The following is a 25337-nucleotide window of genomic DNA, read 5'->3' as shown; positions in this document are numbered from 1 at the left end:
GTGGTGCATGCGTGGGCGCGGTACCCGCCCGAGCCTCGCCCACCCGTCGCCGCCGGGGGAGGGGCCCGCCGACGCAGCGGCCGGATCGTGCCCCCGGCCGCAGGCCGAACCTCCCCTGCCGGTCAGGGAGTCGGGCCGTCCCGGCGGGCAGGCCGCTCGGGCGGATCCGGCCGGAATGAGCCCTGCTCCCCGGCGGCCCGCTGGGCCACCGCGGCGTGCGCCAGGGCCAGTTCCACCACGTGCCGAGGGTCCGCCAGGGAACGGCCGGTGAGCTGCTCGATGCGCCGCAGCCGGTTGGAGACGGTGTTGCGGTGGCAGTACAGCCGCTGCGCCGCGTAGGTCGTCGAGCCCTGACAGGCCAGCCAGGTACCGAGGGTGGTCAGCAACAGCCGGCGGTCCGGCGCGGGCAGCGCCAGTACCGGGCCCAGCACCACCTGGCGCAGCCGGCCGGCGAGTTCGGCCTCGGCGGCGACCAGCGCCCCGGGCAGCCCCTCGTCCAGCAGCGCGGTGCGCGGACCGCCGGATTCCGGGGCGGTGCGCAGGGCCAGGGCGGCCAGCCGGCGGGCCCCGGCCAGCTCGGCCGGGGTCTCCACGACCGGGCTGACCCCGGCCCGGACGCCGAGCGGCGCCAGCAGTTCCGTGACGGACTCCAGCGGATGGTGGCCCAGCTCCACCAGGCCGGTCTCCCCGTCGGCGCGGATCCGCCACAGCACGCGCGGCGCCCCGGCGGGACCCGGTCTCTGCGCTTGCGCCCTCTGCGCGCCGGCCCCCGGTCCGTCCGCCGCCCCGAGGGAGCCGCCGGTGTCCGCTGCGACCGCGACCACCGCGAAGCGGCCGCGCTCGGGCAGGCCCAGCTGCGTCGCGGCCTGCGGCGCGGCGGGACCCCGGGCGGCGGGCGCGCCGTCCAGCAGGATGTCCAGCAGCGCGGCGCGGCGCTCCCGGTCACGGTCCGAGCGGACCGCTTCCGTGCGCCGGTAGGACTCGCAGACGGCGTCCGTCGTCTGGTCCAGTACGTCCCACAGCATCGTCGCGTCCGGCAGCAGGCGGGGCAGAGCCGCCCGGTCGTGCGAGGCCACGGCTTCGGTCAGGATCTGCCACAGCAGCCGGCCGCCGCGGCGGTAGGTGCGCAGCAGCGAGGCGAGCGGGAGGCCCTGCTCGGCGCGGAGCGTGCCGGTGGCCCGGGCGTCGGCGAGTTCCACCGGCAGGCCGCGGGAGCTGCGGACCAGGCCCTCGACCGCTTGGCGCAGGTTGTGGTGGATCCGCGCGCGCAGCTCGGCCCGGCCGAGCAGGGCTGCGTAGGCGGGATCCTCGGCCAGCGTCCGGTCGGCGAGCCGGTCCGCCGCCACGGCGATCCGGCGCGACAGGTCCTCGCGTATCTCCTCGATGATCCGCTCCATGACGCGCAGCCTGACATGGGGGAGGGGGCGCTGGGGAGGGCCCGGACCGGCTCCATCCGCCACCGTGTGCGAAGCACTGCATGTGCAGTGCTCACTGTGCCGCGCCGTCCGCCGAACGGCTCGTGCCCGACCCGGCCCCGGTGGAGGACCTCATCGGCACATGGCCGACCGCCTCCTGTCGCGGCCGCCCGCGCCCTGATGCGACGGCGCGCCGGCCGCGCGGGCGGCCGGGCGCGACGTGCGGGGGCGGCCGCGACGGGGTGCGGCGATCTCGTGCCCGGGTTTACGCGAGTCAGCTGGTTTTGCGTCCACCGAGGCACTTTGATGGGACGGCCAGGCCTCGTACCGGAGCAGGGGGACCACCCATGGCCACCGACCACCCGCAGAAGGACAGCGCACCCACCCTGATCGGTTCCGTGCAGCGCGCGCTGCGTCTCCTGGAAGCGATGTACGCCGAAGGCGCAGTGACGGCCAAGCGGCTCGCCCGGCTCACCGGCATCCCCCTGCCCACCGTCTACCACTTGTTGCGCACCCTCAGCCACGAGGGTTACGTACAGCGGGAAGGCGGTTCGTTCCGGCTCGCGGACGATCTTCCGCTCGCTTCGTGATCAGAAGGTGACTGGTTCCGGCCAAGCGGCAGCGCGGTTCCGCGCATGTTCCAGCGGAAAATGCCAGAACCCCCTTTCGTGCAGGGGAAGGTGAGTAAGTTCCCTCCTGTCGCGCCGTACCACCGTGCACCCAGCACGTCCGGCCGGGAGGGGAGCCCGCGTGCCCGGGATCGACGAATGCCTGCTCGAAGCCATGGCCCTGCCTGGTGCGCGTGGGGCCGCGCTGGTCGACTGGAGCAGCGGACTGGCCCTCGGCACCGCGGGGGAATCCCCCGTGGGCGACCACGAGACCACCGCCGCCGAGACCGCCGAGCTGGCCAGGGCGGCTGCGGAGTACGAGTCCTTCGCTCCGGCGGAAACCGGGGCGATACCCGGTGACGGGTCCGGCCCGCCGGCCGCCGGTCCACCCGTCGAAGACCTGATCGTCACCACTCGCACCGGCTACCACGTGCTGCGGTTCGTCGAGACGAGCTTCGACAGCAGCGTCTTCCTGCACCTCTGGCTGGACCGCGCCGACGGCAACCTCGCCCTCGCGCGCCACCGGCTCCGCGCCCTCGCCGAGGGGCTGGTGCTCAGATGACCACCCCGGCCACCGCCGCCCCGGCCGCCCCGGCCGCCACCGTCGCCGTCTCCCCCCTCCTGACCCGGCTCGCCGCCGAGCGTGCCACCGGAGCCCTGCTGCGCGACCGGGGCACCCTCTTCCTGGAGAACGGCCGCGTCGTGCACGCGGAGAGCCCGGCCACCCCGGGCCTCGACGTCCTGCTCACCACCGGTGGCGGCCTGGCGCCCGAGCGCTGGCGCGAGGCGGTCGACCGGGCCGGCGCCCGCCGCCAGGTGGCCCGGTTCCTCGTGGACAGTGGCGGACTCTCGGGCGGGGAGATGGAGATCTGCCACCTCGCCGCCATCTTCGACGCCGCCTTCTTCGCCCTGTCCCCGGGCAGCGGACCCTCCCGGTTCCGCCGCGGGGCCACCCACTGGATCGGCTCCGTCCGGTCGGTCCCGGCCGCCGCCGTCGAGCGGGAGACCCGGCGCCGCCGGGAACTGCTCGACGCGGTCTGGCCGTACCCGCTGCTGGACACCGCCCCGGTGGTGCCGAGGGCCGCCGCGCCCGGCCAGACGGTCACCGCCCGGCAGCGGATCCTCTTGTGCCAGGCGGACGGCGTGCGCACCCCGGCGGACCTCGCCTGGGTCCTGGGCCGTCCCGCGTTCCACACACTGCTCGACGTACGGCGCCTCGCCGCGGCCGGACTCGTCGAGACCCCCCACTCCCCGGCCCCGGCGCCGGCCGCGGACCCCCTGCCCGACTGGATGACCCAGGCCCAATCCCCGGACGTGGCGCTGCTCCGCCGGTTACGCGACGCACTGGAGGCAAGCCTGTGAGGCTCCCGCTGCGACCGGCCCTGCGTGCCGACCGCTCCGAGAGGAGGCAGCCCGAAAGGAGAAAGTCCGACATGAGCACGGTGCCGCCCGAGGCGGAGGCCGACATACTCGCCGAGCTCCGCAGGCTGAGGGCGCGGGTGCCCCAGCTCACCGGCGCCCTCGCCGCGAGCGCCGACGGCCTCGTGCTCGCCCAGGACAGCGCCGCCGCCGAGGCCGAGACCGTCGCCGCTCTCACCGCGGCCGCCCTCGGCGTCGCACAGCGCCTGAGCGACAGCACCGGCCAGGGCGGATTCCGCGAACTGCTCGTGCGCGGCGAGCACGGCTACGTGGCCACCTACGCGGCGGGCGAGACGGCCGTGCTCACCCTGACCGCGGATACCCGGGTCAACGTGGGGCGCCTCCACCTGGAGGCCCGCCGCTCCAGCCTGCGCATAGCGGAACTGATCGACCACACCCTCGGCCGCAGGATCGCCGTACCCCCGCCCCTGCCGCCGCTCCCGCCCGCTCCGCCGTCCTGATCCGCCTGATCCGTGCGATCCGCCTGTTCCACCCGGCCGGCCCGCGGGCCGGCCGGAGCAGCGAGCCGGATCCACCGCAGCCACCCCCGCCCCCGCCTCCGTCCCCACCCCCGTCCCCTCCCCGATCCCGTTCAACGTCACAGCCACCGTCACCGTCACCGTCAGACACGGACAAGAAAGAGGAACCACTCATGGCAAACGTCGAGACCGCACTCAAGGAAGCCACGACCACCATCGAGGGTGCGCTCGGCGCCGCCCTGGTCGACTACGGCAGCGGCATGGCCCTCGGGACCGTCGGCGGCGGCAAGGACCTCGACCTCGCCGTGGCCGCCGCCGGCAACACCGACGTGGTGCGCGCCAAGGTCCGCACGATGGAGATGCTGGGCCTCAAGGACGAGATCGAGGACATCCTGATCACGCTGGGCGGCCAGTACCACCTGATCCGCCTGCTGAAGGGCCGCGGCACCTCGGGCTTCTTCCTCTACCTCGCGCTCGACCGCGGCCGGGCCAACCTCGCCATGGCTCGGCACCAGCTGAAGAAGATCGAGGCCGACCTGGAGATCTGACCGGGCCGGCTCCCCGGCGAGGGCGCCGGCCGGGCCCGCACGACCGCGTCGTCGAGGTGGCGGACGGCTGAATTCTTTGCCGTCCGCCCCGGCGATCAGCCACGATACGTCCCCTATGGGAGGAGTTCGTGATTCTGCTACAGAGTAAGATGCTGTGAGTAGCTGATCATCGGTAAAGCAGAAAACGCTGGAGAACCCGCAACCCATGCCCCCGCGCCTGAGCATCGTCGTCCCCGTCTACAACGTCGAGCTCTACCTCGACGAGTGCCTGGAATCCATCGCCGCTCAGACCTTCGAAGACTTCGAGGTCATCCTCGTGGACGACGGGTCCACGGACACCAGCGCCGTCATAGCCAAGGCCTTCGCGGCGCGGGACAAGCGCTTCCGGGTGGTGATGCAGGAGAACGCCGGACTCGGCGCCGCCCGCAACGTCGGCGCCCGGCACGCCCACGAGGACAGCGAATACCTGGCCTTCGTCGACAGCGACGACACGATGCCGGACTACGCCTACCAGCGGCTGATCGACGCCCTCGACGAGACCGGCTCGGACTTCGCGGCCGGCAACGTCAAGCGCTTCCGTTCCGTCGGCATGCAGCAGTCCTGGGGACACCGGGCGGCCTTCGCCAAGACGCAGCTGAAGACTCACATCTCCAAGTTCCCGGCGCTGGTCACCGACCGCACCGCGTGGAACAAGGTCTACCGGCGTACCTTCTGGGACGAGCACGGCTTCCAGTACCCCGAGGGCATCCTCTACGAGGACGCACCGGTCAGCATCCCCGCGCACTATTTCGCCTCCAGCGTCGACATCATCAGCGACTGCGTCTACCACTGGCGCGTCCGGGAGACGGGCGAGCGCTCCATCACCCAGCGCTCCACCGACCCCGTCTCCCTCATCGACCGGGTGACCTCCATACGCCTGGTCCGCGAGTCGCTCAAGTCCAAGCAGGGCGCCAAGTACACCCGCTACCTGCGCGAGTACGACTACAACGTGCTCAGCGAGGAACTCCCGCTGATCTACAAGTACGTCGGTGAGGGCGGCGCCGACTTCCGCGCCGCCTTCGTCAAGGAGGTCGGCGGCCTCGTCCGGGAGATCGGCACGGGCCCCTGGTCCGATCTGACCGTCGCCGACCGCCTCAAGGCGTACCTGGCCGGAGAAGGCCGCGTCGAGGACTTCATCGCCCTCCAAGAGCACCAGCGCGACTACCACTACAGCGTTCCCGTCAAGGGGCTCGCCCGCCCGCAGGCCGACTACCCCTTCCTGCACGGCCGTCCGCCGGTCCCCGCCAAGATCCTCACCCTCGGCCCGCGCGAGCGCCGCGTCGTCAGCCGCCTGGAACAGGCGGCATGGGCCGACGGCAAGCTCATCCTGCGGGGTTACGCCATCCCCGGCCACCTCGGCGCGGAGAGCCGCCTCGGCTCACGCAAGATGCTGGTGTTCCGCGAGGGCGGCAAGCGCCGTCGCTCCGTGGTGAGCGCCCGCACGGTCGCCTCCCCGATGGCCTCCGTGAACGCCCCGCACCTCGCCCTGAAGCACGCCGGCTGGGCCGGTTTCACCGCCGTCGTCGACCCTTCGATCTTCCAGTCGGGTGGCAAGTGGAACGAGGGCATATGGACCACCTCCATCGCCGTCACCGGCGCCGGCGGCCTGCACCGCGCCCGTCTCAAGGGCGGTGAGAACGACACCGGCCAGAACCCGCCCCCGCATTGGGTGGCCCCCGACGTCCGCATCGTCCCAAGCGTCGCCGGCGCCCTCACCATCCAGGTGGAGGTCGTCCGCGCCCGCGCCCTTGACGTCCGCAAGGCCGGCGACGACGCCCTTGAGGTGAGCGGTGAACTGGCCGCCGAGGTCGGCGCCGCAGCCACCCTCAAGGCCGTCCACGTCAGCACCGGCACGGTCCGGACCTTCCCGGTGCAGACCGTCTCGGCCGGCGCCGGCCGGACCCCGTTCACGGTCCGCGTGCCGCTGGCCGACCTGGCCGCCGTACCGGACGCTGCGTGCGAGCCCGGAGAATGGACCCCCGAGCCCTGGCGCCTGGCCGTGGTCGGTGCCGACGGCACCGAGCACCGACTCGTCCACGACGAGCGCGGTGGCTTCACCGGTCTGGTGCTGCCCCTGGCCGGCGGTGACAGCAGCCGCAGCCTCTACGCCAAGCGCGGCAACACCGGACACCTGACCCTCTCCGTGCAGCCCTCCCCGCCGCTGGTCGACGCCGTCGAGGCGAAGGACGGCGTCCTCACCCTGCGGGGCCGGTTCGCCGCGTCCACCGACGAGCCCTACGAGCTCGTCCTGCACAACGCCCACGGGGTCGAGTTCAGCTACCCGGTCGCCCGTGACGGCGACACCTTCACGACCACTTTCGCGCCGGTACTCCCCGAGCCCTACGCCGGCCGCACCACGCTGCCCGAGGGCCGCTGGTGGCCCACGCTGCGCCCGGTCTCCCAGGGTGGAACCACCGCCGGCCTGCTCGGCGTCGACCGCGGCGCCCCTGTGCAAATGGGGCCCGGCATGCTCTTCGCCGGCCCTCACCCCTTCACCACGCTGGGCCGCCGGATGCGGGTCGAGGCACGTTTCTACGACCGCACGGTCCTGGTCGCAGACCCGCTGCTCAGCCCGCACGACCGCTCCAACTACGCCCAGCGCGTCGCCCGGTTCGAGACCTACCCAGCGCAGCGCGCCCTGCCGGTCAAGGACATGGTCGTCTACGACACCTTCCAGGGGAACGGCGCCGGCGACTCCCCGCGCGCCATCCACGAAGAACTGCTGCGCCGCGGCGAAGCGCTAGAGCACATCTGGCTCGTCCGCGACGGGCGCGCCGAGGTCCCCGCCACCGCGCGCGCCGTGCAGTACGGCAGCGTGGAGTCCTGGGACGTGCTGGCCCGCGCCCGCTACTACGTCACCAACGACAACGTGCCGTCGCACTTCGAGCGCCGCGCCGGGCAGGTCGTCGTCCAGACCTGGCACGGCACGCCGATCAAGCAGATCGGCCACGACTTCGTGCACGACTACTACACGAGCCCCGAGATCCTGGAGGGCCTCGCCCACGACAGCGCCCAGTGGTCCCTGCTCGCCTCCCCGAGCTCGTACGCCACGCCCCTCCTCAAGCGCGCCCTCGGCTACGACGGCGAGGTCATCGAGGCGGGCAGCCCGCGCACGGACGCACTCGTACGTCCCGACGCGGACCGTGTCGCCGAGGTCCGGCGGCGCCTGGGCCTGCCGGAGGGCAAGAAGGTCGTCCTCTACATGCCCACCTGGCGCGAGAACTGCGAGGGCTGGTCCGGGGGTTACAAGCTCGACCTGCGGATCGACCTGGAGCAGGCCCGCCGGGAGCTGGGCGAGGACCACGTCCTGCTGGTCCGCGGCCACCACCACGTGGGCGAGCAGTTGCGCGACGGTGTCCGTGACGGCTTCGTCGTCGACGTGTCCCGCTGGCCCGACGCCGCCGACCTGCTGCTCGTCGCCGACGTGCTGATCTCGGACTACTCCTCCGCGATCTTCGACTTCGCGCTCACCGACCGGCCGATCCTGCTCTTCACCTACGACCTGGACCACTACCGGAGCACCCTGCGCGGCTTCAACTTCGACCTGGAGGCGAAGGCGCCCGGACCGCTGCTGGCGGACTCGGCGAGCCTGATCGAAGCCGTACGCGACGCGGACGCCCTCGGGGAGCAGTACGCCGAGGCGCGGGCGGCGTTCCGCGCGGAGTTCTGCGACCTCGACGACGGCCACGCCACCGAGCGCGTCGTCGACCGCATGCTGGAGATGGGCGCACGGCCCGCGAAGTAGGCCGTACGAGCGAAAACCAGGCTGGACACAGACCGGCCCCGGGCCCACCGATGAATTCCGGGCCCGGGGCCGGTCTGTATGTGAGGGAAGCGGTACCGGTCCCCCATGTGCCTGGAGGCAGACATGAGCAGCAACGGATTCACCACGTGCCTGTGGTTCGACGGCGACGCCGAGGCCGCCGCCGACTACTACCTGTCCGTGTTCAAGGACGGCAAGCTCGGACGGATCGGCCGCTACACCGATGCGGGCCCGGGGACCGCCGGCGAGGTGATGGTCGTGGAGTTCGAGATCAACGGGCAGAGCTTCATCGGCCTCAACGGGGGCCCGCAGTTCCCCTTCACCGAGGCCGTCTCCTTCCAGATCCGCTGCGCGGACGACGCGGAGGCGGACTACTACTACGAGGCGCTCACGGCGGACGGCGGCCAGGAATCCGCCTGCGGGTGGGTCAAGGACAAGTTCGGGGTGTCCTGGCAGGTGACGCCCGAGGAGGCCATCGACCTGATCAGCGATCCCGACCCGGCGCGGGCCGCGCGCGCGACCGCCGCCATGCTGAAGATGAAGAAACTGGACGTGGCGCAGATGCGGCGCGCGGCCGCGGGGGAGTAGGGGCGAGGTCAGGCGTCGTCCGGTGATCCCGGGGTCCTGTGCGCGGTTGCCCCGGGGGCCCCGGCTGCCCCGAGGGAGCCGCGTTCCCCGAGGGAGCCGGGCACTGCGGCGATCCGGGCGAGCAGGGCCGGGAGAGCGGTGCCGATCGGCTCGCGGATCACCTCGTCGGCCAGGGAGTCGTAGGGCGTCTCCTGCGCGTTCACGATGATCAGCCGGGCCCCGGCCTCCGCCGCCATGCCGGCCAGCGAGGCGGCGGGCTGCACCTGGAGGGTCGACCCGGCCGCGATGAAGACCTGGCACCCCTTGGCCACGGCCGTCGCCTGCCCCAGCACCTGGGGGTCGAGCCGTTCACCGAACATGACCGTCGCCGCCTTGAGGATCCCGCCGCACCCCAGGCAGGCGGGATCCGGGTCCCCCGCCGCGACCCGGGCCAGGGCCTGCGCCATGTCCGACCGGGCGCGGCAGGCGGTGCAGACCACCGAGCGGGCGGTGCCGTGCAGCTCGAACACCTTGCGCGCGGGCATGCCGGCGAGCTGGTGCAACCCGTCCACGTTCTGTGTGATGACCCGCACCGGGACGCCGCCGCGCTCCAGCTCCGCCACGGCCACGTGCGCGGCATTGGGCTGCGCGCCGATCGCCTCGATCGCGGCGCGCATCTGCCAGGACCGGCGCCGGACCTGCGGATCGGCCATGTAGCACGCGTAGGTCACGAGCTTCTCGGCCTCCGGCTCACGGCGCCACAGACCCTGCGGCCCCCGGTAGTCCGGAATGCCGGAGTCGGTGGACAGGCCGGCCCCACTGAACACGGCGACGAGCGGTTTCCCCATGAGCCGACCCTACGTACGGGCCCCGCCGCGCCGCGACCGGATTACCGCCACCGCGGGCAGGCTCGCGAGCACCGCGGCCGCGCGGTTCTCCACGCCCCCCGCCCCTGCCCGTTCAGCCGTTCGGATGCCGGAGTGCGGGTGCTGCGGTGAAACCCGGCCTCCACTGGGGTGACATCCCGGCCGCGTCGAGGCCGTCCCGGTCCCGGGGCGGGTACACACCGGACATGAAGCTCAAGCCGTTCAGCCTTGGCGCCCTGCTGCTGACCCTGCTGACCCTGCTGGCGCCGGCCTCGTCGTCCGTCCCCGCCCACGCCGCGCCGGTGCCCGGCCGGGCGCCGGCGCGGCACACCGCCGGCGAGATCACCGGCTTCCTCGCCGGCTTCTACGGCCACCACGGACCGTCCCGGCTGGCACGCGAGACCCGGGTCTCGCAGCTCCTCAAGGACAAGCAGAGGGACAACCCGTACGCAGACGTCCTGTTGTGCGGTCAGAACGAGCCGTTCGACATCAGCGTCGGGCCGGCCACGGTCGCCCAGTCCGCCGGGGTCGGGTGGGCCACCGTCACCACCTACCGGGGCACAGGAGCGACCGACACCTTCACCGCCTACGTACGCCTGGACTCCCGGCCCATCCGGCTCGACGACGTGATCTGCGCCGGCTGACCGGGCCCTGCTGCGCGCCTCCGTCACGGTCTGGTACAACACCGGACATGACGGGATCAGAGATCACGGTTGCCGGAGCCGCCGACCTGGAGATGATCCGGGACTGGGCCGACGAGGAGGGCTGGAACCCGGGAGACTCGGACCGGTTCGCCTTCGCGGTCGCCGACCCCGGGGGGTTCCTCGTGGGCCGGCTCGGCGGGCGGCCGGTGGCCTGCGTCTCCGCCGTCCGCTACGGCGCCGGCTTCGGGTTCATCGGCTTCTACATCGTCCGTCCCTCCTTCCGCGGTCAGGGTCACGGAATCCGCCTCTGGCGGGCCGCGATGGAGCGGCTCGACGGGCGGCTCATCGGCCTGGACGGGGTCGTCGCCCAGCAGGACAACTACCGCAAGTCCGGCTTCCGTCCGGCTTGGAACAACGTCCGTTACGAGGGGGTGGTGGTGCCCCACGGCTCGGGTGGCCGGGACCCGGACGGCGCGGGCCCCGGCGGCATCGAGGTCGTGGACGCGGCCACGCTGTCCTTCGGCCGGCTCGCCGCCTATGACCGCCGGTTCTTCCCCGAGTCGCGCGACGCCTTCCTGTCCGCCTGGACCGCTCTGCCCGGCCGCACGGCACTGGCCGCCGTCCGCGAAGGCCGGATCGAAGGGCTCGGCGTCATCCGCCCGTGCAGCGGGCCGTCCCGGATCGGTCCGCTGTACGCCGCAGACGACGGTGTGGCCCTCGCCCTCCTGCGGCGGCTCGCGCAGCACGCGCCCGGAGGGCTGGTGTCCGTCGACGTACCGGACGTGAACGAGCGGGCGGTCGCCCTCTTCAAGGGGCTGGGACTGGTCCCGGTCTTCGAGGCCGCCCGGATGTACACCGGGCCTGCTCCCGAGCTCGAACTGGCCGGGATCTACGGGGTCACGAGCCTCGAACTGGGCTGACTCTTCCGTAGCGGCCCGAGGCGGAGAGCGGAGGGCCGAGGGCGGAGTCGGAGTCGGAGCCGGTGGCCCGGCCGGGCGGCGGTCGACGCGCCTGCCCGGCCGGTCCCCCCCTTCTCCCCGGAACGGCCGTCAGAAGCCGAACAGAGCGCCGGTGGTGGCGCGCAGACCGCACGGGTTGCCGAAGGTGTACTCGTACTTCAGCCGGCGGCCCTGCCACACCCCGTCGGCCGTCACGGTCATGGGGTTCCACTCCTTGGTACACGCGGTTCCGGGGCCGGGCGCCGTCACCCGGTCCAGCCGGGCGGCGTTCGCGCGCAACTCGGCGCAGGCGGCGGCGGGGTTGGGGTGCGTGCCACCCGGCGCCGGCGCGCACACCAGCGTCACCGCGCGCAGTACCGTGCCGGTCGCGGAGTCGTCTCCGGCGCTCACCCCGAGCACGAGCGCCGACGGGGCGTACAGGCTCTCCGCACCGGAAGGCGCGGCTCCTGCCGTACCCGGCCACGCCAGCGCGGTGAGCGCGGTGAGCGCCATGGCGGCGGAACCGAGTCCGAGACCCCTGGTGATGGACCGCATTTCGAACACTCCCTTGGGTTGGTGTTTCGGATAGCGGACAGAGTCTCGCCCAACCGCGCCGCGAACGCCCGTTCGGACCGCGATTTCTCGTCACTGATCGTGAGTGAATGAGTGCAGACCGCAGCGGTACGGCGGTGGCTGACCTGTGGCGGAGCAGCCCGCCGAATCGGCCGAACACCGACCGGGAAGGGTGCGCGGAACCTTTGCGGGCGGCCGGGAACAACCCCTGCGACCGGCCGGAACGCGGCCCCGGACGCCACCGGGACGCGGCGCCGCGAACCTCCGGCGGACGGATTGGCGGGGCTGCGCGGCGCGCCGCGGGGCCGGCTAGCCCGCCGCGAGGCGCGGGGCGTACAGGTCGATGAGGCGGGTCCTGGTCTGGTGCAGGCGCAGGGCCAGTACGCGCCCGACCCAGTGGCCGATGGCCGAGCCGAAGGCGCAATCGGCGTCCATGAGCATCCGCACCTTCGTGCCGTTGAACTCGTATGCCCGCACCGGCGTCATCGCCTCGGCGCTGAGCTGCCAGACGTACGGCGGGAACAGCCAGGACCAGCCCACCAGCTCACCGGGACCGAGGTTCTCCACGGGCGTGGGCCGCCGGCCGGTCAGGGGGACCTGAAGGGTCACCGTCCCCGAACGCACGATCCAGAACGAGTCCGCCCGGGTGCCCTCGTCGAAGAGGTGCGCGCCCTCGTGGAAATTGACCTCGTGGGCCTGGGACATCAGCCGTCCGCGGTGCTCGGTGGACAGGACGGCGGCTACGCGGACGGGGGAAGGTGTGCTCACGACGGCCTCCGATCACGGCCCCCCACGGCGCACTGCTACCCCCAGTGTCGCCGAAGCGCGCCGGTCGCGGCCCCGGCGGGCGCCGTCTTTTCGCCAGGCGGTTCCACGAGCCCTGGGGACTGCGCTTTTCCGGGCCCGGGCCCCTGCTCCGGAGCTGGTCGCCCGACGCCGGCAAGTCCTCGGGCGTCGCGTTCGGGGTGCGGCGGGCTCACCTGCGAAGCACGCTTGAGGCAGGTGCACCGGGGCCGGCGGACGCCCTGCTCCAGGGGACGGCGTGATGGATGCCGCCCAGCGCCATGACGGCCCCGAACGCGCGCGCACGTGAGGTCCCTTCCGCGAACAGGAGCGTCGTGAGGATGTAGACGGGCGGGATGAGCAGCGCCGTGCCGACCCCCTCCAGGATCGAGTTGCCGAGGATGAGGACGCCCAGGCCCGGGGAGACCGCGCTCAGCAACGCGCCGACGCCGTAGACGACCAGCCCGGCCAGGAAGCATCGCTTGCGGCCGAAACGGTCGGTCAGCTTGCCGCCGGGGATCATCAGCGCCGCCATGACCAGGAGGAAGATCGTGGCCGTCAGCTGGCGGGCGGCCTTCGTGTTCCAGGCCGTCGTGATCGCATTGATCATCCTGCTGAGCCGCCGCATCAAGGATCCCCTGCCGCCGGATCCCATGCGCCACTTCGACACCGCTGGAGCGGTCCTCTCGGCCGTCGGCCTCATCCTCGTCGTCACGGGGATCCTGGCGGCGGACGACAACATCTGGCTGATGCTCGGTCTGATCGTCCTCGGCGCACTCGTGCTGTGGTGGTTCTTCCGATCGGTACGCGCCAAGGAACGGGCCGGCGAGGAGCCGCTCCTGTCGACCAGCCTCTTCCGCAACCGCACCTCCAATCTCGGTCTCGTCACGCAGAACATCCAGTGGCTCCTGCTCATGGGGACGTCGTTCGTCGTCGCGGCCTACCTCCAAGTCGTGCGCGGATACGACGCGGTCCAGACCGGTGTGATCTTCACGGCGGCCACGCTCGGCCTGCTCGTGACCTCGCTGGCCGCCGCAGGCCTGGCGAAACGGCACGCACAGCGCACCCTCGTCATGACCGGCTTCGCCGTGGCCATCGCCGGAGTCGGCGTCCTGCTGACCCTGGTGAGCGGCTCGCCGAGTGCCTGGGCCTTCGCGCCCGGCCTGCTGCTGATCGGCCTGGGAATCGGCGCGATGCTGACCCCGTCGGTCAACATCGTGCAGTCGAGCTTTCCCGAGGAGCGGCAGGGCGAAATCTCCGGGCTGTCGCGCAGTATCTCCAACCTCGGCTCCTCGCTCGGCACCGCGGTCGCCGGCACCATCCTCGTCGCCGGCCTCACCGCCCACGCCTACGGCGCCGCGATGATCACACTGGCGGTCCTCGGGCTCATCGGCTTCGCCGCCGCGGCATTCCTGCCGGGCTCTTCCCGCCGCCAGAAGTCCGCAGCCGGCTGACCAGGAACCGGCTGACCAGGCATTCAACAGGGCAGAGCGCCGTCACGCGCAGCCGGGCAACACCTCCCGCCCCGGCGGCCCGGCCCCTCCCCGTCCAGCAGCCGGCGCCCGACGGCCTAGTCCTCGCCGTTCGCCTCCAGGCAGGCCAGCTCCATCGCGTCCAGCACGGCCTCGTGACTCCGTCCGCTCAGCTCGGCGACGTTCTCGATCTGCGCCGTCGCCCAGGCCGCCAACGTCATCACCAGCACCCGCAGCCCGTCCGTGCCGTGTTCCGCCAGGATCGCGTCGGCGACGACCATGGCCTCCTCGGGCACCTGCTCCGCCGGTTCGAGACCCGCGAGACCGCGCAGCAGGACGAGCGTGCGGCGGGAGATCTCCGGGGTCATCCCCGCCAGCCGCATGTCCTCTTCCTCGTCCATCCGCCCCACCCTCCGGTGCTCTGCTCGGCCCCCGCTGCCGCACCCATCGCTGAGGGCACCGTAGAGGGGTCCGGGTCCGTCGCGGGGCGGTTTCGCCAGGGTGGCCCCCCGTCCGCGGCGCGGCGCAGGCCCGCAAGAGGCCCGTGCACGCGGCTTCCCCCGTTGCCGACCGGCCGGTAACTTGACCGCGGCAGCCGCCCGGACCCCGGCCGGCCGGACCCGGCAGGAGCGAAATGAAGAGCCTCGTACGCGTGGTCCTGGGCGCCTTGCTCATCGCTCTGCTCCAGGCGGGTGCCCTGCCGGCCCGGACCATGGCGGCGCCCGTCTCCCCGGCCGGGCCCACCGTGCGGGCAGCCGCCGAGACCTGGACCCCGCCGCTGTCCACCCGGGGCCGGTACATCGTGGACGCGCAGGGCAACCGCTTCCGCCTGCGCTCCGGCAACTGGGACGGCGCCCAGGGGTCCTGGAACGGCTCGGGCGACCGCAACGACCCCGCCACGCACCACAGCGGGCAGGACTCCCACGGGATCCCGCTGGGCCTGGACCGCTTACCCCTGCCCGCCCTGCTCGCCGACTTCCGCGCCCTGGGACTCAACAGCATCCGGCTGCCCTTCTCCAACGAGATGCTCGGCGCCACCGCCCCCGTGCCGGACGCCGCCGTGGCGGCCAACCCGGCACTGCGAAGCCGCACCCCCCTCCAGGTCTACGACGCCGTGGTCGCCGCGCTCACCGAAGGCGGCTTCGCCGTCATCCTCAACAACCACACCGTCACCACCCGCTGGTGCTGCGGACTCGACGGAAACGAACGCTGGAACAGCGGCCGCACGACCGCCCGGTGGGCGGACGACTGGGTCTTCCTCACCCGCCGCTACCGGGACAACCCGCGCGTGGTCGGCGCCGACCTCTACAACGAGGTCCGCCGTGACGTCCTCGACGACCCCAACTGGGGCATGGGCGACGGCCACGACTGGCAAGCCGCCGCCCAGGAAGCCGCCGACCGCATCCTGACCGAGGGCAACCCGAACCTGCTGATCGTGATCGAAGGCATCAACTGGACCGGCCTGCCCGTCGACGGCTTCCCCCACGGCCGGCCCGTCCTCACCCCCGTACGGACCCTGTCCCACACCCTGGCCGTCTCGGGCAAGCTGGTGTACTCGGCGCACTTCTACGGATACACCGGCCCCCGGCACAGCGGCGCCACCGGCATCGGGGAGACGAGCGATCCGCGCTACCAGGACCTGACCGCGGCGCAACTGGAACAGACCCTCTACGACCAGGCCTTCTTCGTCTCCGCGGAGACGGGTTCGCACTTCACCGCCCCGGTCTGGATCAGCGAGTTCGGCATCGGCGCCGACGAGACCGGCGCCGTCCCGCGCACCTGGTTCGACCGCCTCACCGCCCAACTGGTGCGCAACGACGCGGACTTCGCCTACTGGCCGCTCGTCGGCTGGAGCACCACCCCGCAGGGAGCCCCCGGCGGCGACTCCTGGGCCGTACTGCGTTACGACGCCGCCGGCCACCGCACCGGTGTCCTGGACCCCGGTGACTGGCGCACGGCGCACTGGACCACGCTGGGCACGAGCCCCGCCCGCTCCGGGCCCGTGGCTCCCGCGCCGGCCTGGTACCAGCTGACCACCGACCACCGCGACCACAACGCCTCCCTGCTGACGCGGGCCGGCGGAGACTGGGACCCGGGCGCCCGCAAGGCGGTCTGCCCGGACGGCGCGCTTCTGGCAGGAACCACCCACACGGGCGGGCGCGGCCTGTGCGCCACCTCCGGCCTGCGCGCCCCGACCGGGGGGAACACCGCGGTCCGTGACGAGCGCCACGTCCCGCCCGGCGGAGACTGGGCCGGCGGCTACACCAAACTGCAGTGCCCGGCCGGACAGTTCCTCATCGGCTACAGCCTGCGCGGGGAGCGGGTCTCGGCGGCCCTGTGCGCGCCGGCCCGTACGGTCCTGGCCGCGGGCGGCCGGACGCTCTGGTTCGACCGCGGTGACAACCGCCCGTCCGGCGGCCCCGGCGGCGAGTTCGCCCAAGGGCACTACAAGGGGCAGTGCCTGCCCACGGAGTACGCGGCGGGCATCGCCTTCACGACCCGGGCCGCGGCCCGCCCCTCCCCGGCGGCCCTCCTCTGCCGGTCCCTGCCCTCCGCCTGAGCCGCCGCGGGTCCGGGGGTCCGGCAGTCCGGCCGTCCGGCAGTCCGGCCGTCCGGCAGTCCGGCGGTCCGGGAGTGGAGCAATTTGGCATCCGATACGTCAAGTGGCGTGAACGGAGCGTCACATCACCCTAGGGTGCGCCCGTACCTACATTTACGGACGGCCGTTGGGCGGTTTTCGGCCATGACCCACTTGGTCGCCCGCCCCACGACCCCCGCACAACGAACTGGGGGGTTCATGCGTAGATCCAGCAGGCCGGCGGCCGCCCTGGCCCTGTCCCTGGCCACGACCGGCGCGGGCATAGGTCTCGGCCTCGTCCCACCGGCGGCGGCCGTCACCCCGCCCGTCGCCTTCACCGCCGACGCGCTGACGACCTGGCAGCCCAACGGGATCGTCTGGGCCCTCGCCGAGGCGGGCGGCCAGGTCTTCGTCGGCGGCACCTTCTCCACCGTACGGCCACCCGCGGGCGGCGGCGGCAGCGAGCAGCCGGCCGTGAACTTCGCCGCCCTCGACGCCGCCACCGGAGCCCCGACCTCCTGCTCGCTGTCCTTCACCGTCGGCGGCGGCACTGCCACCGTCCGCGCCCTCACCCTCTCGCCCGACAAGAAGACCCTCTACGCGGGCGGCTACTTCGGCGCCGTCAACGGCACCCCCGTCTCCAGCCTCGCCGCCATCGACGTGGAGACCTGCACCGTCAAGACCTCCTTCCGCCCGGCCGTCGCGGCCACCGTCCGCGCCCTCGCCGTCACCGCGGACACCGTCTACGCGGGCGGCGACTTCCTCACCGTCGCCGGGCAGCAACGCCGGCGCTTCGCCGCGGTCGACGCCGCCGACGGCTCGCTCCTTCCCTTCACCGCCGACGCCGACGAGCCCGGGCGGGCCGTCGAGGTCACCCCGGACGGCGCCAGCGTCGTCCTGGGCGGCGATTTCTTCACCGTCAACGGTACGAACACGCACGCGTTGGCGGTGGTGAACGCGACCAGCGGGGCGCTCACCACCTCCTACCCCGGCTTCATCGAGACCAATTCCGTGGTCAAGGACATCGCAACGGACGCCACCGGCTTCTACACCGCCAACGAGGGCACGGGCGGGGGCGTCTTCGACGGCCGCATCGCGCTCGACCTCGCCGGCTTCGGCCAGCGCTGGCGCGACACCTGCCTCGGCGCCACCCAGGCCGTGCTGCCGTACCGGAACGTGCTCTACAGCGCCTCGCACGCACACGACTGCTCCAGTGTCGGCGAGTTCCCCGACGGCCAGCGCCACCACCTGCTCGCCCAGCCCACCAGCGGCACCGGCAAGCTGGGCTGGGCCCCCGACACCAACGACGGCATCGGCGAGGGCATCGGCCCGCGTGCCCTGACGGTCGGCTCCAAGAGCGGGGTCCAGTACCTCTGGGTCGGCGGCGAATTCACCACCGTCAACGGTGCGGCGCAGCAGAGCCTGACGCGCTTCGCCTCCACCGGGGACACCGGCGCCCCCACCGTGCCCGTCGCGGGCGCGGTCGGCTTCAAGCCCGGTGAGGTCCAGGTGCGCTGGCGCACCAGCCTCGATCTGGACGACAGCGCGCTGACCTACCGGATCTACCGCAACGGCGCGCCCACCCCGGTCGCCACCGTCACGGCCGACTCGCTCTTCTTCCGGCGCCCGCAGGCGTCCTGGACCGACACCACCGTCACGGCCGGCCAGTCCTACACCTACCGGGTGACGGCCACCGACGCGGCCGGCAACACCAGCGCCCTGTCGGGGACCGCGAGCGTGACCGTGCCGACGTCGGTGGACGGTTACCCGAACCAGGTGCGCACCGACGGGGCCCAGCAGTACTGGCGCTACGACGAGTCGACCGTGCCCTTCGTCGCCGACTCCTCCGACGGCGGGAACCAGAGCGGCGTGCACCTGGGGGCCCCCGCCCTGCGGCAGACGCCCGGTGCCGTCTCGGGCGCCGGCACGGCGATCGGCTTCAACGGCGCCGACACCCAGGTGTACGGGGACAAGCGGCAGACGGTCGGCAGCACCTACACCATCGAGACCTGGTTCAAGACCAACACGACGCGCGGCGGCAAGCTCGTCGGCTTCGGGAGCAACCAGTCACGGGCCAGCAATCAGTACGACAAGCACATCTACATGACGAATGACGGCCGGCTGGTCTACGGCGTCTACACCGGAGCCACCCGCACCGTCACCACCAGCGGCGCCTACAACGACGACCAGTGGCACCACGTCGTCGGGACGCAGGGCCCCGGCGGGATGACCCTCTACGTCGACGGCGTCCAGAAGGGCACCCTCGACGTCACCGCGCACGAGAACTACTCGGGCTACTGGCACGCCGGCGGCGACAACCTGAGCGGCTGGCCGGACCGTCCCACCAGTGATTACTGGGCCGGGCAGCTCGACGAGACCGCCGTCTACCCGACCGTCCTGAGTGCGGCGCAGGTGCAGAACCACTACGCCCTGGCCACCGCCCCCGCCGACTCGGTGGTCCAGGTCACCGCCGCGGAGGACACCTACGCCAACGCGGGCGCGCCCGACACCAACTACGGGGCCTCGACCTCGCTGGCCGTGCGGGGCACCTCGTTCTACGCGAGCTACCTGCGGTTCAACCTGCCGCCCGCGCCCGCGGGCACGGTGCTGAAGGCCGCCACCCTCAGCGTGAAGACGAGCACGATGAGCGGGGCGGGGACGGCCGACACCGTCTCGGTCGTCCCGGTCACCGGGGCCTGGACGGAGGCCGGTACCACCTACAACAACCGCCCGGCACTGGGCGGCCCGGCGCTCGGCGGCTTCGCCGGGATCCCGGACGGCTCCGCGGTGCACACCACGGGCCTGGGTACCCAGGCCGTCGCGGCGGCGCTCGGTGGCAGCTACAGCCTGGCCCTGAGCAGCGCCGGTACGGACGCACTGTGGCTGTGGTCCTCGGAGCAGCAGTCCGGCGAGGGCACGCCGCAGCTGACGCTCACCTTCGGCGCACCGTGACGTGCGAGGTGTCGCCTGCGGTGAACTGAGCCGCGGCGCGAACGCCGTCGGGGCGCGGGCCGTACCGGTCCGCGCCCCGACGCGTTCCCGGGCGGACGGAGCGTGCCCGGGGCCGGGATCAGGCGATGTCGTAGGTGAAGGTGTACGTCACGGAGGGCTCGCCGTGACGGGATGTGAACCCGCCGGTTCCCGTCAGCCCGGTGAGCTCCCCGGTGGCGGAGCCCGGTACCACCTCGAAGTGGCAGGTGGTACCGGTGGGACCGAAGGTGCCCCGCTCCTCAAGGACGAAGGCGCCCTCGCGGCCGTCGACGCTGCCGGAGACCAGCTCCATGCCGGTATAGGTGCCGGTGTCGTCGCCGGTGTAGGCGACCGTGTACGCGCAGGCGGTGGCGGGCGCCTCGATGCGGCCGGTGAAGGAGTTGGTGACACTGGCCTGCGCGAGCCGCGGGGTGGTCCCCTGCGGCCCGAGGGGGTGCTCCTGCCAGTCGGCGAAGGTGAAGACGCCGCCGGTCTGCGCGGACGCGGGGGCGGATGCGGGGGCGGGGGTGGCAGGGGTGGCAGGGGCGCTGCTGGACGTGGGCACGAGGGTCCTCTCGGCGCGCCGGGCGGTCATCCCGGCGCAGTGGGATCGGGGGATCGGGAGATCGGGTGATCGAGGGATCGGGAGATCGGGGGTCCGGGGATTCCCCCGGCCCGTGTCCACAGCCTGGCAGCGGTACCTGACACCTGCTGTCAGGTACGTGGACAATGGGCGCCATGCGCGCCGACCGGCTCCTTTCCCTGCTCCTGCTGCTGCAGAACCGCGGCCGCATGACCGCTCCCGAACTCGCCGCCGAGCTGGAGGTGTCCGTCCGGACCGTCTACCGGGACGTCGAGGCGCTCGGCGCCTCGGGGGTCCCCGTGCTGGCCGACCGCGGCCCGGCGGGCGGGTACCGGCTGGCGGACGGCTACCGCACCCGCCTCACCGGATTCACCGACGCCCAGGCCGGCTCCCTCTTCCTCGCCGGCGCGCCCGGGCCCGCCGGGGAGCTCGGCCTCGGCGCCGACCTGGCCGCCGCCCAGCTGAAACTGGAGGCCGCGCTGCCCGCCGCCCTCGCCGCCCGGGCGAAGCGGATCCAGGACCGCTTCCACCTCGACGCGCCCGCCTGGTTCCGGGACGCCGACCCCGTCCCGCACCTCGCGCGGATCGCCCAGGCCGTATGGGACCAGCGGATCCTGCACGCCCACTACCGCCGATGGGGCGGCGAAGTGCACCGTGAGCTGGAGCCGCTCGGCCTCGTCCTCAAGGGCGGCATCTGGTACCTCGCGGGCCGGACCGAGGACTCCGTACGGACCTACCGGGTCTCCCGGTTCCTGGCGGTGGACACCGGCGCCGGCACCTTCGAGCGGCCCGAGGGCTTCGAACTCGGCGCGTACTGGCGCGCGTCCACCGACCGCCTGGACGCCGTACTCCACCAACAGACCGCCGAGCTGCGCCTCTCGGCCCGGGGACGGCGCCTGTTGCCGATGCTGTTCGGCGCGGCGGGTAGGAGGGCGCTCGCCGACGCCGGAGCGGCCGACCGGGACGGCTGGACGCGGTTGTGGCTGCCGGTCGAATCCGAAGCCGTCGCGGTCGGCGACCTCCTGCGGCTGGGCACGGAAGCCGAGGTGCTCGGGCCCCCCGCGCTGCGGGCCGCCGTCGCCGCCACGGCCGAGGCACTGGCCGCCCGCTACCGCTGACGTACGGCGGGGCGTCTGTCGTCGTCGGCGTGCCGCTGTGTCGCGTCTGGCGACCGTGGCGCGTCCGGCTCGGCGGCTGACTGCCGTCAAAACCGGCAGTGCGGGGCGCCGGCGCTGCCGTGGTCGCAGTCCGGGGGTTCCGCGTCAGCGCGGGGGTTCCACTTCGAGGAAGCGCCGGCGGCGGGGGCCGCGGTAGAGGAGGCACACCCAGCCCAGCCGTTCCAGGGCCTCCGCACAGGCGGTCAGCCGCTCCTGCTCCTCCTCGGCCACGCCGCCGCCCCGGGGGCCGACCCAGGTCACCTCGGCCCGCCCGGGCTCCGGACCTGCGGCCACGCGGTAGCCCGTGCTCGCGGGCCGGCCCTGCTGGTCCACGGCCGAGGGTGGCAAGCCCGATGCCTCCAGCGCCAGGGCCACGGCGCGCGGCAGCTGCCGTACCTCCCACGGGGCGGGAACCGCCGCGCCCGCCGGGCCGTTGACCGTACGGCGGATCTGCAGCAGGCCCTCGTACGCCGTGCGGACCTGCGCGGGCCGCCCGGCATCCGCCGAGGCCGTTGATGCCGGGCCGTCGCCCGTCGCCGGTTCGAAGCCCTGTCCGGATTCCGTCATCGCCGCCCCACCGTCCGCTCGTCCCGCTCGCTCGTCGTGCGCGTGGCGTCCGGCCCCGCCGTCGCGCCCGTCGTATCAGCCGAGCACGCAGCGCCCGTCTGAGTACGTCGTGCCCAACAGCCTGAGTATCCGCCCCGATTCCCCGCCCCGCCGCCACTGGTCGAATGGGGTCATGAACTCCGACGCCAAGCGCGGCGCGACGATCCGCCCGCGCATGCAGCACGTGACCACCGCCGGTTCGGCCCTGGCCGTGGCACTGGTTCCCCTCGTCGTCGGCGTCCTGCTCGCCAAGGCCATGGCCGCCGACCCGATGACCCCGGTCAACGCGCTGATCGCGGGCGGTGGCCGGCGGCCCGGGCTGCCCCGGGCCGAGTGGAGCCGCCGCGGCCACACCACCCTGCACCGGTTGCGTGCCGCCCGGCAGGAAACGGCCCGCCGCTGCGCCCGCGTCTGCGCCCGCCGCCCCTGAGCCTCGGCCTGTGACCTCGGTCCCCTGAGCCTGCGTTACGTCAGCCCGAGCCGGACGACGGTGTCGGCCCGCTCCCGGAGCAGGTCCCGCACGGCCGGGTAGCCCGGCGAATGGAAGATCCACCGTTCGGTCCCGGCCGGACGGGCCGTGTCCTGCGCGAAGGCCGGGCTGACGCTCCGGCCCGGGCCGGCGTGGACTTCCCGGCGCTGCCGATCCCCCCCACCAGTACGCGCTGCATGCGCGCACCGCAGGTGCGGTCAGGGCGTGCCGGCCAGCGGCTCCTGGAGTTCGGTGACCCACCGGTCGCGGTCCTCGGGGCAGGCGAGGGCCAGCTCGCGCGCGTATCCCGCCGAGCGGTGGCCGTGGGCGTCGATCCAGCGTGCCAGGGCCTGGGCCGTCGGCAGCACCGAGTCCATCGAGCCCCGGTGCACCACCGTCGCCGCACGTTCCACCGCCGGCAGGGTGACGATCCGCACCCCGCCCCCCAGGTCCTCGGCGCGGACCCGGGACGCCACCGGCAGCCCGGCGTGGACCAGGACGGCCGTGCCGGCCTCCGTGCCGGGCGCGTCCTCGTAGTAGGCGAGACCGGGGCCGTCGGGTGCCACGCCGGCCTCCTCGAACCGGCGGCACAGCTCCTCGTACAGCGGGCCGATGACCGGGCCGATGTCCTCGGGGCCGTAGCTCGCCGCGATCCCGGCGAGCTCGGCGAGGCGGACGGGCGGGAGGCTCTTGAGGACGACGTCGTCGCCAGGCATGGTTCCCTCGCTCTCGATGGTCCGGAGCCTCGCCTCGACCTGGACCAGCCGGGCCGCCGCGGCGGCCATGGCGCTCTCCAGTTCCGCCTGCCGCAACCGCAGCATGCCGCGCAGCTCCTCCGCGCCCACCCTCTCGTCGAGGATCGTCCCCACTTGTTCGAGGGTGAAGCCGAGGTCTTTGAGCGCGACGAGCCGGTTGAGCCGGGCGAGTTGCCCGGCCTCGTAGGAGCGGTAGCCGGTGAAGGGGTCGACGCGGGCCGGGCGCAGCAGTCCCAGGGCGTCGTAGTGACGCAGCATGCGGACCGACACCCGGCCGTGCTTGGCGAAGTCTCCGATGGTGAACATGACGCCTTCCACTGCAAGCCCTGACACGGGGGGAGGGTCAAGCCTCGCACCCCGGCTCCGGCGCCTCGCACCCCGGCTCCGGCGCCTCGCACCCCGGCTCCGGCGCCTCGCACCCCGGCTCCGATGCCTCGGCCCACGGCCCACGGCACCCCGGCCCGCGGCCGGCCCACGGCCGGTCAGCGGCCGTACTGCCGCAGGCACAGGTCCACGACGGACGGCGGTACGGTCCCCTCCGCGGCCGCGCACAGCTCGTCCATGCGGGGCGGCGGGGCCGGTTGCCGGCGGGAGTGGGGGGCCGCCGGTTTGGCCGCGCGCGGGCGGCGGGCCGGGGCCGCCGGTTTCGCGGGGCGTGGGGCCGTGTCCGGGGGCCGCGCCGCGGCCTGGTCCGCTCCGGCGCCGGCCGGATCCGCCGCGGGCGGCGGCAGCGTCCCCAGGGGCAGGGGCGGCGGCAGGTCGGGCGCGGTCGCGTCGGGGGGCGGTACGGAACCGCGTGCGGGAACCGGAGCCACGTCCTGCGGGCCGACGGAGACACAGCCGGCGGTGGCGAGGAGCGCGAAGAGGGAAAGGGGCACGGCCCGGCGTAACTGCATCCGACCACCTTGCCGTACGTCCCGCACGGCCGCGCCCCGCTCTCACGCGTCCGGGTGACCCCACCCCGGAGCGGAACCGTTCCGCCGCCGCGCCGGCCGCGCCCGGACCGGGTCCCCGACCCGTGTCGCGATTCGAGCGGACCCGGCCCCAACGGCCGGTGCGGGCAGGAGCCGTCGGGTCGGAGGCCGGGAAGCGAACAGGGGCGCGGGGGGACGGCAGCGGTCCGAGCCCGGTGCGCGCGGACCGGTTGCGGTGGTCGATGCCCGACGCCGCCGCGGTGCCGACCAGGGCGCCGCCGTCCAGCCCCGCCGCGGAAGGGCGCGTGGCACGGGCACCCTCAGAGCCGGGGGCCTGGGGGTGCCCGTGCCACGCGCCCGGAAGGACTCGGCTGGGGACTCAGCGTTTGAGCATGAAGGTGAAGTCCCCGCAGAGTCTGCCGCCCAGGCGCACGGTGGACACCACATTCCCCTCGGCGATCAGTCGTTCGACCTCGGCCCGCGAAAGGCCGAAACCTTCCGCGATCAGTCGCACCGGCCGCACGGGTATACGCGCCGCGAAACCGACCGAGACCTCGATCGCCTCGCCGTCAGGCCGATGCGGCCGATGCGCCTGATCCGGGCCGCCGGTGTCGAGGCGCCAGGCGCCGTCCCAGTCGAGGGCGATGTGATTGCGGCGGCGCACACCCGGGTCCTGGAGCAGCTCGGCCGCAAGGCCGACGTCGTTGGCGTGCAACAGGTCCAGGAGCTCAGGCCGTACGGAACGGACGTTCACCCGTTCCAGGACCGTGAGCTTGGTGGTGTCCCCGCACCTGGTGCACAGCGCCAGGAGCCAGGCGTCGAGGAGCTTGTGGTGCGCGTTGACGCGGAACGCGCCGTTCGCCCGGAAGCGCCCGAAGGCGCACCTGGGACAGCGGCGGAGGACGACGGGCAGGCAGGTGGGTACGACCACCCAGTTTTCGGACACAGAAATACACCGGTTCCAGTGAGAAGACCGCAGCGAAAAGGGGCGCGGCGCACAGGTGCGACGCGCGACGGATCAGCGCTCGGGGGGTCTCACTTGGTGTACAACGGCACGTCCTTGACCGGCTGGTTACGGGCGGGAGCACGCTAACGGCACGCGGGAGTGCCGTTCCACTGATTTTCCGACAGGGGGCGATGCTCCGCGCCGGTCGCCCGCAGCACCCCCGCCCGCCCGGTCGGGTCCTACGC

25 protein-coding genes are annotated in these 25337 nt (G+C 73.4%); 14 read left to right on the top strand and 11 right to left on the bottom strand.

Translation table 11 applies throughout. The features are described from left to right. Positions 1–122: 122 nt before the first annotated feature. Positions 123–1397, bottom strand: coding sequence for a helix-turn-helix domain-containing protein (locus AMK16_RS21915; protein WP_073918337.1), 1275 nt, complete (start codon positions 1395–1397; stop codon positions 123–125). Between the two features lie 365 nt (positions 1398–1762). Here AMK16_RS21915 and AMK16_RS21910 point away from each other — a divergent pair, with 365 nt between their 5' ends. The 7 genes from AMK16_RS21910 to AMK16_RS21880 all read left to right on the top strand — a co-directional run bounded on the left by AMK16_RS21910 (position 1763) and on the right by AMK16_RS21880 (position 8859). Then, positions 1763–2005: a helix-turn-helix domain-containing protein gene (locus AMK16_RS21910; RefSeq protein ID WP_073918335.1), complete on the top strand. Its 243-nt coding sequence runs from the start codon at positions 1763–1765 to the stop codon at positions 2003–2005. A gap of 160 nt (positions 2006–2165) precedes the next feature. Continuing rightward, positions 2166–2585 carry a hypothetical protein gene (locus tag AMK16_RS21905; protein ID WP_073918334.1) on the top strand — a complete coding sequence of 140 codons (420 nt, stop codon included), beginning with the start codon at positions 2166–2168 and terminating at the stop codon, positions 2583–2585. Next, positions 2582–3385 carry a hypothetical protein gene (locus AMK16_RS21900; protein ID WP_073918332.1) on the top strand — a complete coding sequence of 268 codons (804 nt, stop codon included), beginning with the start codon at positions 2582–2584 and terminating at the stop codon, positions 3383–3385. Before AMK16_RS21905 ends, AMK16_RS21900 begins: the two co-directional genes overlap by 4 nt. 71 nt (positions 3386–3456) lie before the next feature. After that, a complete protein-coding gene (locus AMK16_RS21895) occupies positions 3457–3903 on the top strand; it encodes a roadblock/LC7 domain-containing protein (RefSeq protein ID WP_199885514.1) in 447 nt (148 codons plus the stop codon). A gap of 191 nt (positions 3904–4094) precedes the next feature. After that, entirely contained in the window at positions 4095–4469 is a 375-nt protein-coding gene (locus tag AMK16_RS21890) for a hypothetical protein (RefSeq protein WP_073918331.1), read from the top strand. Positions 4470–4674: 205 nt separating this feature from the next. Next, a complete protein-coding gene (locus tag AMK16_RS21885) occupies positions 4675–8253 on the top strand; it encodes a bifunctional glycosyltransferase/CDP-glycerol:glycerophosphate glycerophosphotransferase (RefSeq protein WP_073918329.1) in 3579 nt (1192 codons plus the stop codon). Between the two features lie 123 nt (positions 8254–8376). Then, positions 8377–8859, top strand: coding sequence for a VOC family protein (locus AMK16_RS21880; protein WP_073918328.1), 483 nt, complete (start codon positions 8377–8379; stop codon positions 8857–8859). Positions 8860–8867: 8 nt separating this feature from the next. Here the strand turns inward: AMK16_RS21880 and AMK16_RS21875 are convergent, their stop codons facing one another. Further along, positions 8868–9686, bottom strand: a complete 819-nt coding sequence (locus AMK16_RS21875; RefSeq protein ID WP_079191651.1) for an SIR2 family NAD-dependent protein deacylase — start codon at positions 9684–9686, stop codon at positions 8868–8870. Positions 9687–9910: 224 nt separating this feature from the next. On the opposite strand from AMK16_RS21875, the gene AMK16_RS21870 reads away from it, so the two are divergent. Then, entirely contained in the window at positions 9911–10348 is a 438-nt protein-coding gene (locus AMK16_RS21870) for a hypothetical protein (RefSeq protein ID WP_073918326.1), read from the top strand. A 47-nt stretch (positions 10349–10395) separates the two neighbouring features. Further along, positions 10396–11268, top strand: a complete 873-nt coding sequence (locus AMK16_RS21865) for a GNAT family N-acetyltransferase (RefSeq protein WP_073918325.1) — start codon at positions 10396–10398, stop codon at positions 11266–11268. A gap of 129 nt (positions 11269–11397) precedes the next feature. Here AMK16_RS21865 and AMK16_RS21860 read toward each other — a convergent pair whose 3' ends face one another. The 3 genes from AMK16_RS21860 to AMK16_RS21850 form a co-directional block, all read right to left on the bottom strand. After that, positions 11398–11841: a subtilase-type protease inhibitor gene (locus AMK16_RS21860; protein WP_073918323.1), complete on the bottom strand. Its 444-nt coding sequence runs from the start codon at positions 11839–11841 to the stop codon at positions 11398–11400. Positions 11842–12168: 327 nt separating this feature from the next. Continuing rightward, entirely contained in the window at positions 12169–12627 is a 459-nt protein-coding gene (locus AMK16_RS21855; protein ID WP_199885513.1) for a Crp/Fnr family transcriptional regulator, read from the bottom strand. A gap of 208 nt (positions 12628–12835) precedes the next feature. After that, positions 12836–13252, bottom strand: coding sequence for an MFS transporter (locus AMK16_RS21850; RefSeq protein WP_443333592.1), 417 nt, complete (start codon positions 13250–13252; stop codon positions 12836–12838). Between AMK16_RS21850 and AMK16_RS21845 the strand changes: the two genes are divergently transcribed. Then, positions 13236–14096 carry an MFS transporter gene (locus AMK16_RS21845; RefSeq protein WP_338014465.1) on the top strand — a complete coding sequence of 287 codons (861 nt, stop codon included), beginning with the start codon at positions 13236–13238 and terminating at the stop codon, positions 14094–14096. The genes AMK16_RS21850 and AMK16_RS21845 overlap by 17 nt on opposite strands. Positions 14097–14212: 116 nt before the next feature. Here the strand turns inward: AMK16_RS21845 and AMK16_RS21840 are convergent, their stop codons facing one another. Then, positions 14213–14515 (bottom strand): hypothetical protein, encoded by a 303-nt coding sequence (locus tag AMK16_RS21840; protein ID WP_073918322.1) that lies wholly within the window; start codon positions 14513–14515, stop codon positions 14213–14215. A 233-nt stretch (positions 14516–14748) separates the two neighbouring features. Here AMK16_RS21840 and AMK16_RS21835 point away from each other — a divergent pair, with 233 nt between their 5' ends. After that, positions 14749–16674: a glycoside hydrolase family 5 protein gene (locus AMK16_RS21835; RefSeq protein ID WP_073918320.1), complete on the top strand. Its 1926-nt coding sequence runs from the start codon at positions 14749–14751 to the stop codon at positions 16672–16674. Positions 16675–16911: 237 nt separating this feature from the next. Further along, entirely contained in the window at positions 16912–19644 is a 2733-nt protein-coding gene (locus AMK16_RS21830) for a DNRLRE domain-containing protein (protein ID WP_073918319.1), read from the top strand. 118 nt (positions 19645–19762) lie between these two features. Here AMK16_RS21830 and AMK16_RS21825 read toward each other — a convergent pair whose 3' ends face one another. Then, positions 19763–20227 (bottom strand): DUF3224 domain-containing protein, encoded by a 465-nt coding sequence (locus AMK16_RS21825; protein WP_073918869.1) that lies wholly within the window; start codon positions 20225–20227, stop codon positions 19763–19765. Between the two features lie 173 nt (positions 20228–20400). Between AMK16_RS21825 and AMK16_RS21820 the strand changes: the two genes are divergently transcribed. Next, the gene (locus tag AMK16_RS21820) at positions 20401–21363 is read left to right on the top strand and encodes a helix-turn-helix transcriptional regulator (RefSeq protein ID WP_199885512.1); all 963 of its coding nucleotides are present in this window, start codon (positions 20401–20403) and stop codon (positions 21361–21363) included. A gap of 144 nt (positions 21364–21507) precedes the next feature. Here the strand turns inward: AMK16_RS21820 and AMK16_RS21815 are convergent, their stop codons facing one another. Continuing rightward, positions 21508–21969 (bottom strand): hypothetical protein, encoded by a 462-nt coding sequence (locus tag AMK16_RS21815; RefSeq protein WP_073918316.1) that lies wholly within the window; start codon positions 21967–21969, stop codon positions 21508–21510. Positions 21970–22141: 172 nt separating this feature from the next. On the opposite strand from AMK16_RS21815, the gene AMK16_RS21810 reads away from it, so the two are divergent. Then, entirely contained in the window at positions 22142–22438 is a 297-nt protein-coding gene (locus tag AMK16_RS21810) for a hypothetical protein (protein ID WP_073918314.1), read from the top strand. 257 nt (positions 22439–22695) lie between these two features. On the opposite strand, the gene AMK16_RS21805 is transcribed toward AMK16_RS21810, so the two are convergent. The 3 genes from AMK16_RS21805 to AMK16_RS21795 form a co-directional block, all read right to left on the bottom strand. Beyond that, entirely contained in the window at positions 22696–23538 is an 843-nt protein-coding gene (locus AMK16_RS21805; protein WP_073918313.1) for a MerR family transcriptional regulator, read from the bottom strand. A 176-nt stretch (positions 23539–23714) separates the two neighbouring features. Further along, entirely contained in the window at positions 23715–24128 is a 414-nt protein-coding gene (locus AMK16_RS21800) for a hypothetical protein (RefSeq protein WP_073918311.1), read from the bottom strand. A 397-nt stretch (positions 24129–24525) separates the two neighbouring features. After that, positions 24526–25092 (bottom strand): DUF1062 domain-containing protein, encoded by a 567-nt coding sequence (locus tag AMK16_RS21795; protein WP_073918310.1) that lies wholly within the window; start codon positions 25090–25092, stop codon positions 24526–24528. Positions 25093–25337: the final 245 nt, after the last annotated feature.

The sequence above is a fragment of the Streptomyces sp. CB00455 genome (assembly GCF_001905445.1).
GTDB lineage: Bacteria > Actinomycetota > Actinomycetes > Streptomycetales > Streptomycetaceae > Streptomyces.
The sequence above is the reverse complement of the archived record's forward strand: the minus strand, read 5'-3'. Positions and strand labels throughout refer to the sequence as shown.

Coding starts and splice junctions, on each gene's coding strand:
- AMK16_RS21915 (WP_073918337.1), bottom strand. CDS start 1,397: ATGGAGCGGATCATCGAGGAGATACGCGAGGACCTGTCGCGCCGGATC.
- AMK16_RS21910 (WP_073918335.1), top strand. CDS start 1,763: ATGGCCACCGACCACCCGCAGAAGGACAGCGCACCCACCCTGATCGGT.
- AMK16_RS21900 (WP_073918332.1), top strand. CDS start 2,582: ATGACCACCCCGGCCACCGCCGCCCCGGCCGCCCCGGCCGCCACCGTC.
- AMK16_RS21895 (WP_199885514.1), top strand. CDS start 3,457: ATGAGCACGGTGCCGCCCGAGGCGGAGGCCGACATACTCGCCGAGCTC.
- AMK16_RS21890 (WP_073918331.1), top strand. CDS start 4,095: ATGGCAAACGTCGAGACCGCACTCAAGGAAGCCACGACCACCATCGAG.
- AMK16_RS21885 (WP_073918329.1), top strand. CDS start 4,675: ATGCCCCCGCGCCTGAGCATCGTCGTCCCCGTCTACAACGTCGAGCTC.
- AMK16_RS21880 (WP_073918328.1), top strand. CDS start 8,377: ATGAGCAGCAACGGATTCACCACGTGCCTGTGGTTCGACGGCGACGCC.
- AMK16_RS21875 (WP_079191651.1), bottom strand. CDS start 9,686: ATGGGGAAACCGCTCGTCGCCGTGTTCAGTGGGGCCGGCCTGTCCACC.
- AMK16_RS21870 (WP_073918326.1), top strand. CDS start 9,911: ATGAAGCTCAAGCCGTTCAGCCTTGGCGCCCTGCTGCTGACCCTGCTG.
- AMK16_RS21865 (WP_073918325.1), top strand. CDS start 10,396: ATGACGGGATCAGAGATCACGGTTGCCGGAGCCGCCGACCTGGAGATG.
- AMK16_RS21860 (WP_073918323.1), bottom strand. CDS start 11,841: ATGCGGTCCATCACCAGGGGTCTCGGACTCGGTTCCGCCGCCATGGCG.
- AMK16_RS21850 (WP_443333592.1), bottom strand. CDS start 13,252: ATGATCAATGCGATCACGACGGCCTGGAACACGAAGGCCGCCCGCCAG.
- AMK16_RS21840 (WP_073918322.1), bottom strand. CDS start 14,515: ATGGACGAGGAAGAGGACATGCGGCTGGCGGGGATGACCCCGGAGATC.
- AMK16_RS21835 (WP_073918320.1), top strand. CDS start 14,749: ATGAAGAGCCTCGTACGCGTGGTCCTGGGCGCCTTGCTCATCGCTCTG.
- AMK16_RS21830 (WP_073918319.1), top strand. CDS start 16,912: ATGCGTAGATCCAGCAGGCCGGCGGCCGCCCTGGCCCTGTCCCTGGCC.
- AMK16_RS21820 (WP_199885512.1), top strand. CDS start 20,401: ATGCGCGCCGACCGGCTCCTTTCCCTGCTCCTGCTGCTGCAGAACCGC.
- AMK16_RS21815 (WP_073918316.1), bottom strand. CDS start 21,969: ATGACGGAATCCGGACAGGGCTTCGAACCGGCGACGGGCGACGGCCCG.
- AMK16_RS21810 (WP_073918314.1), top strand. CDS start 22,142: ATGAACTCCGACGCCAAGCGCGGCGCGACGATCCGCCCGCGCATGCAG.
- AMK16_RS21805 (WP_073918313.1), bottom strand. CDS start 23,538: ATGTTCACCATCGGAGACTTCGCCAAGCACGGCCGGGTGTCGGTCCGC.
- AMK16_RS21800 (WP_073918311.1), bottom strand. CDS start 24,128: ATGCAGTTACGCCGGGCCGTGCCCCTTTCCCTCTTCGCGCTCCTCGCC.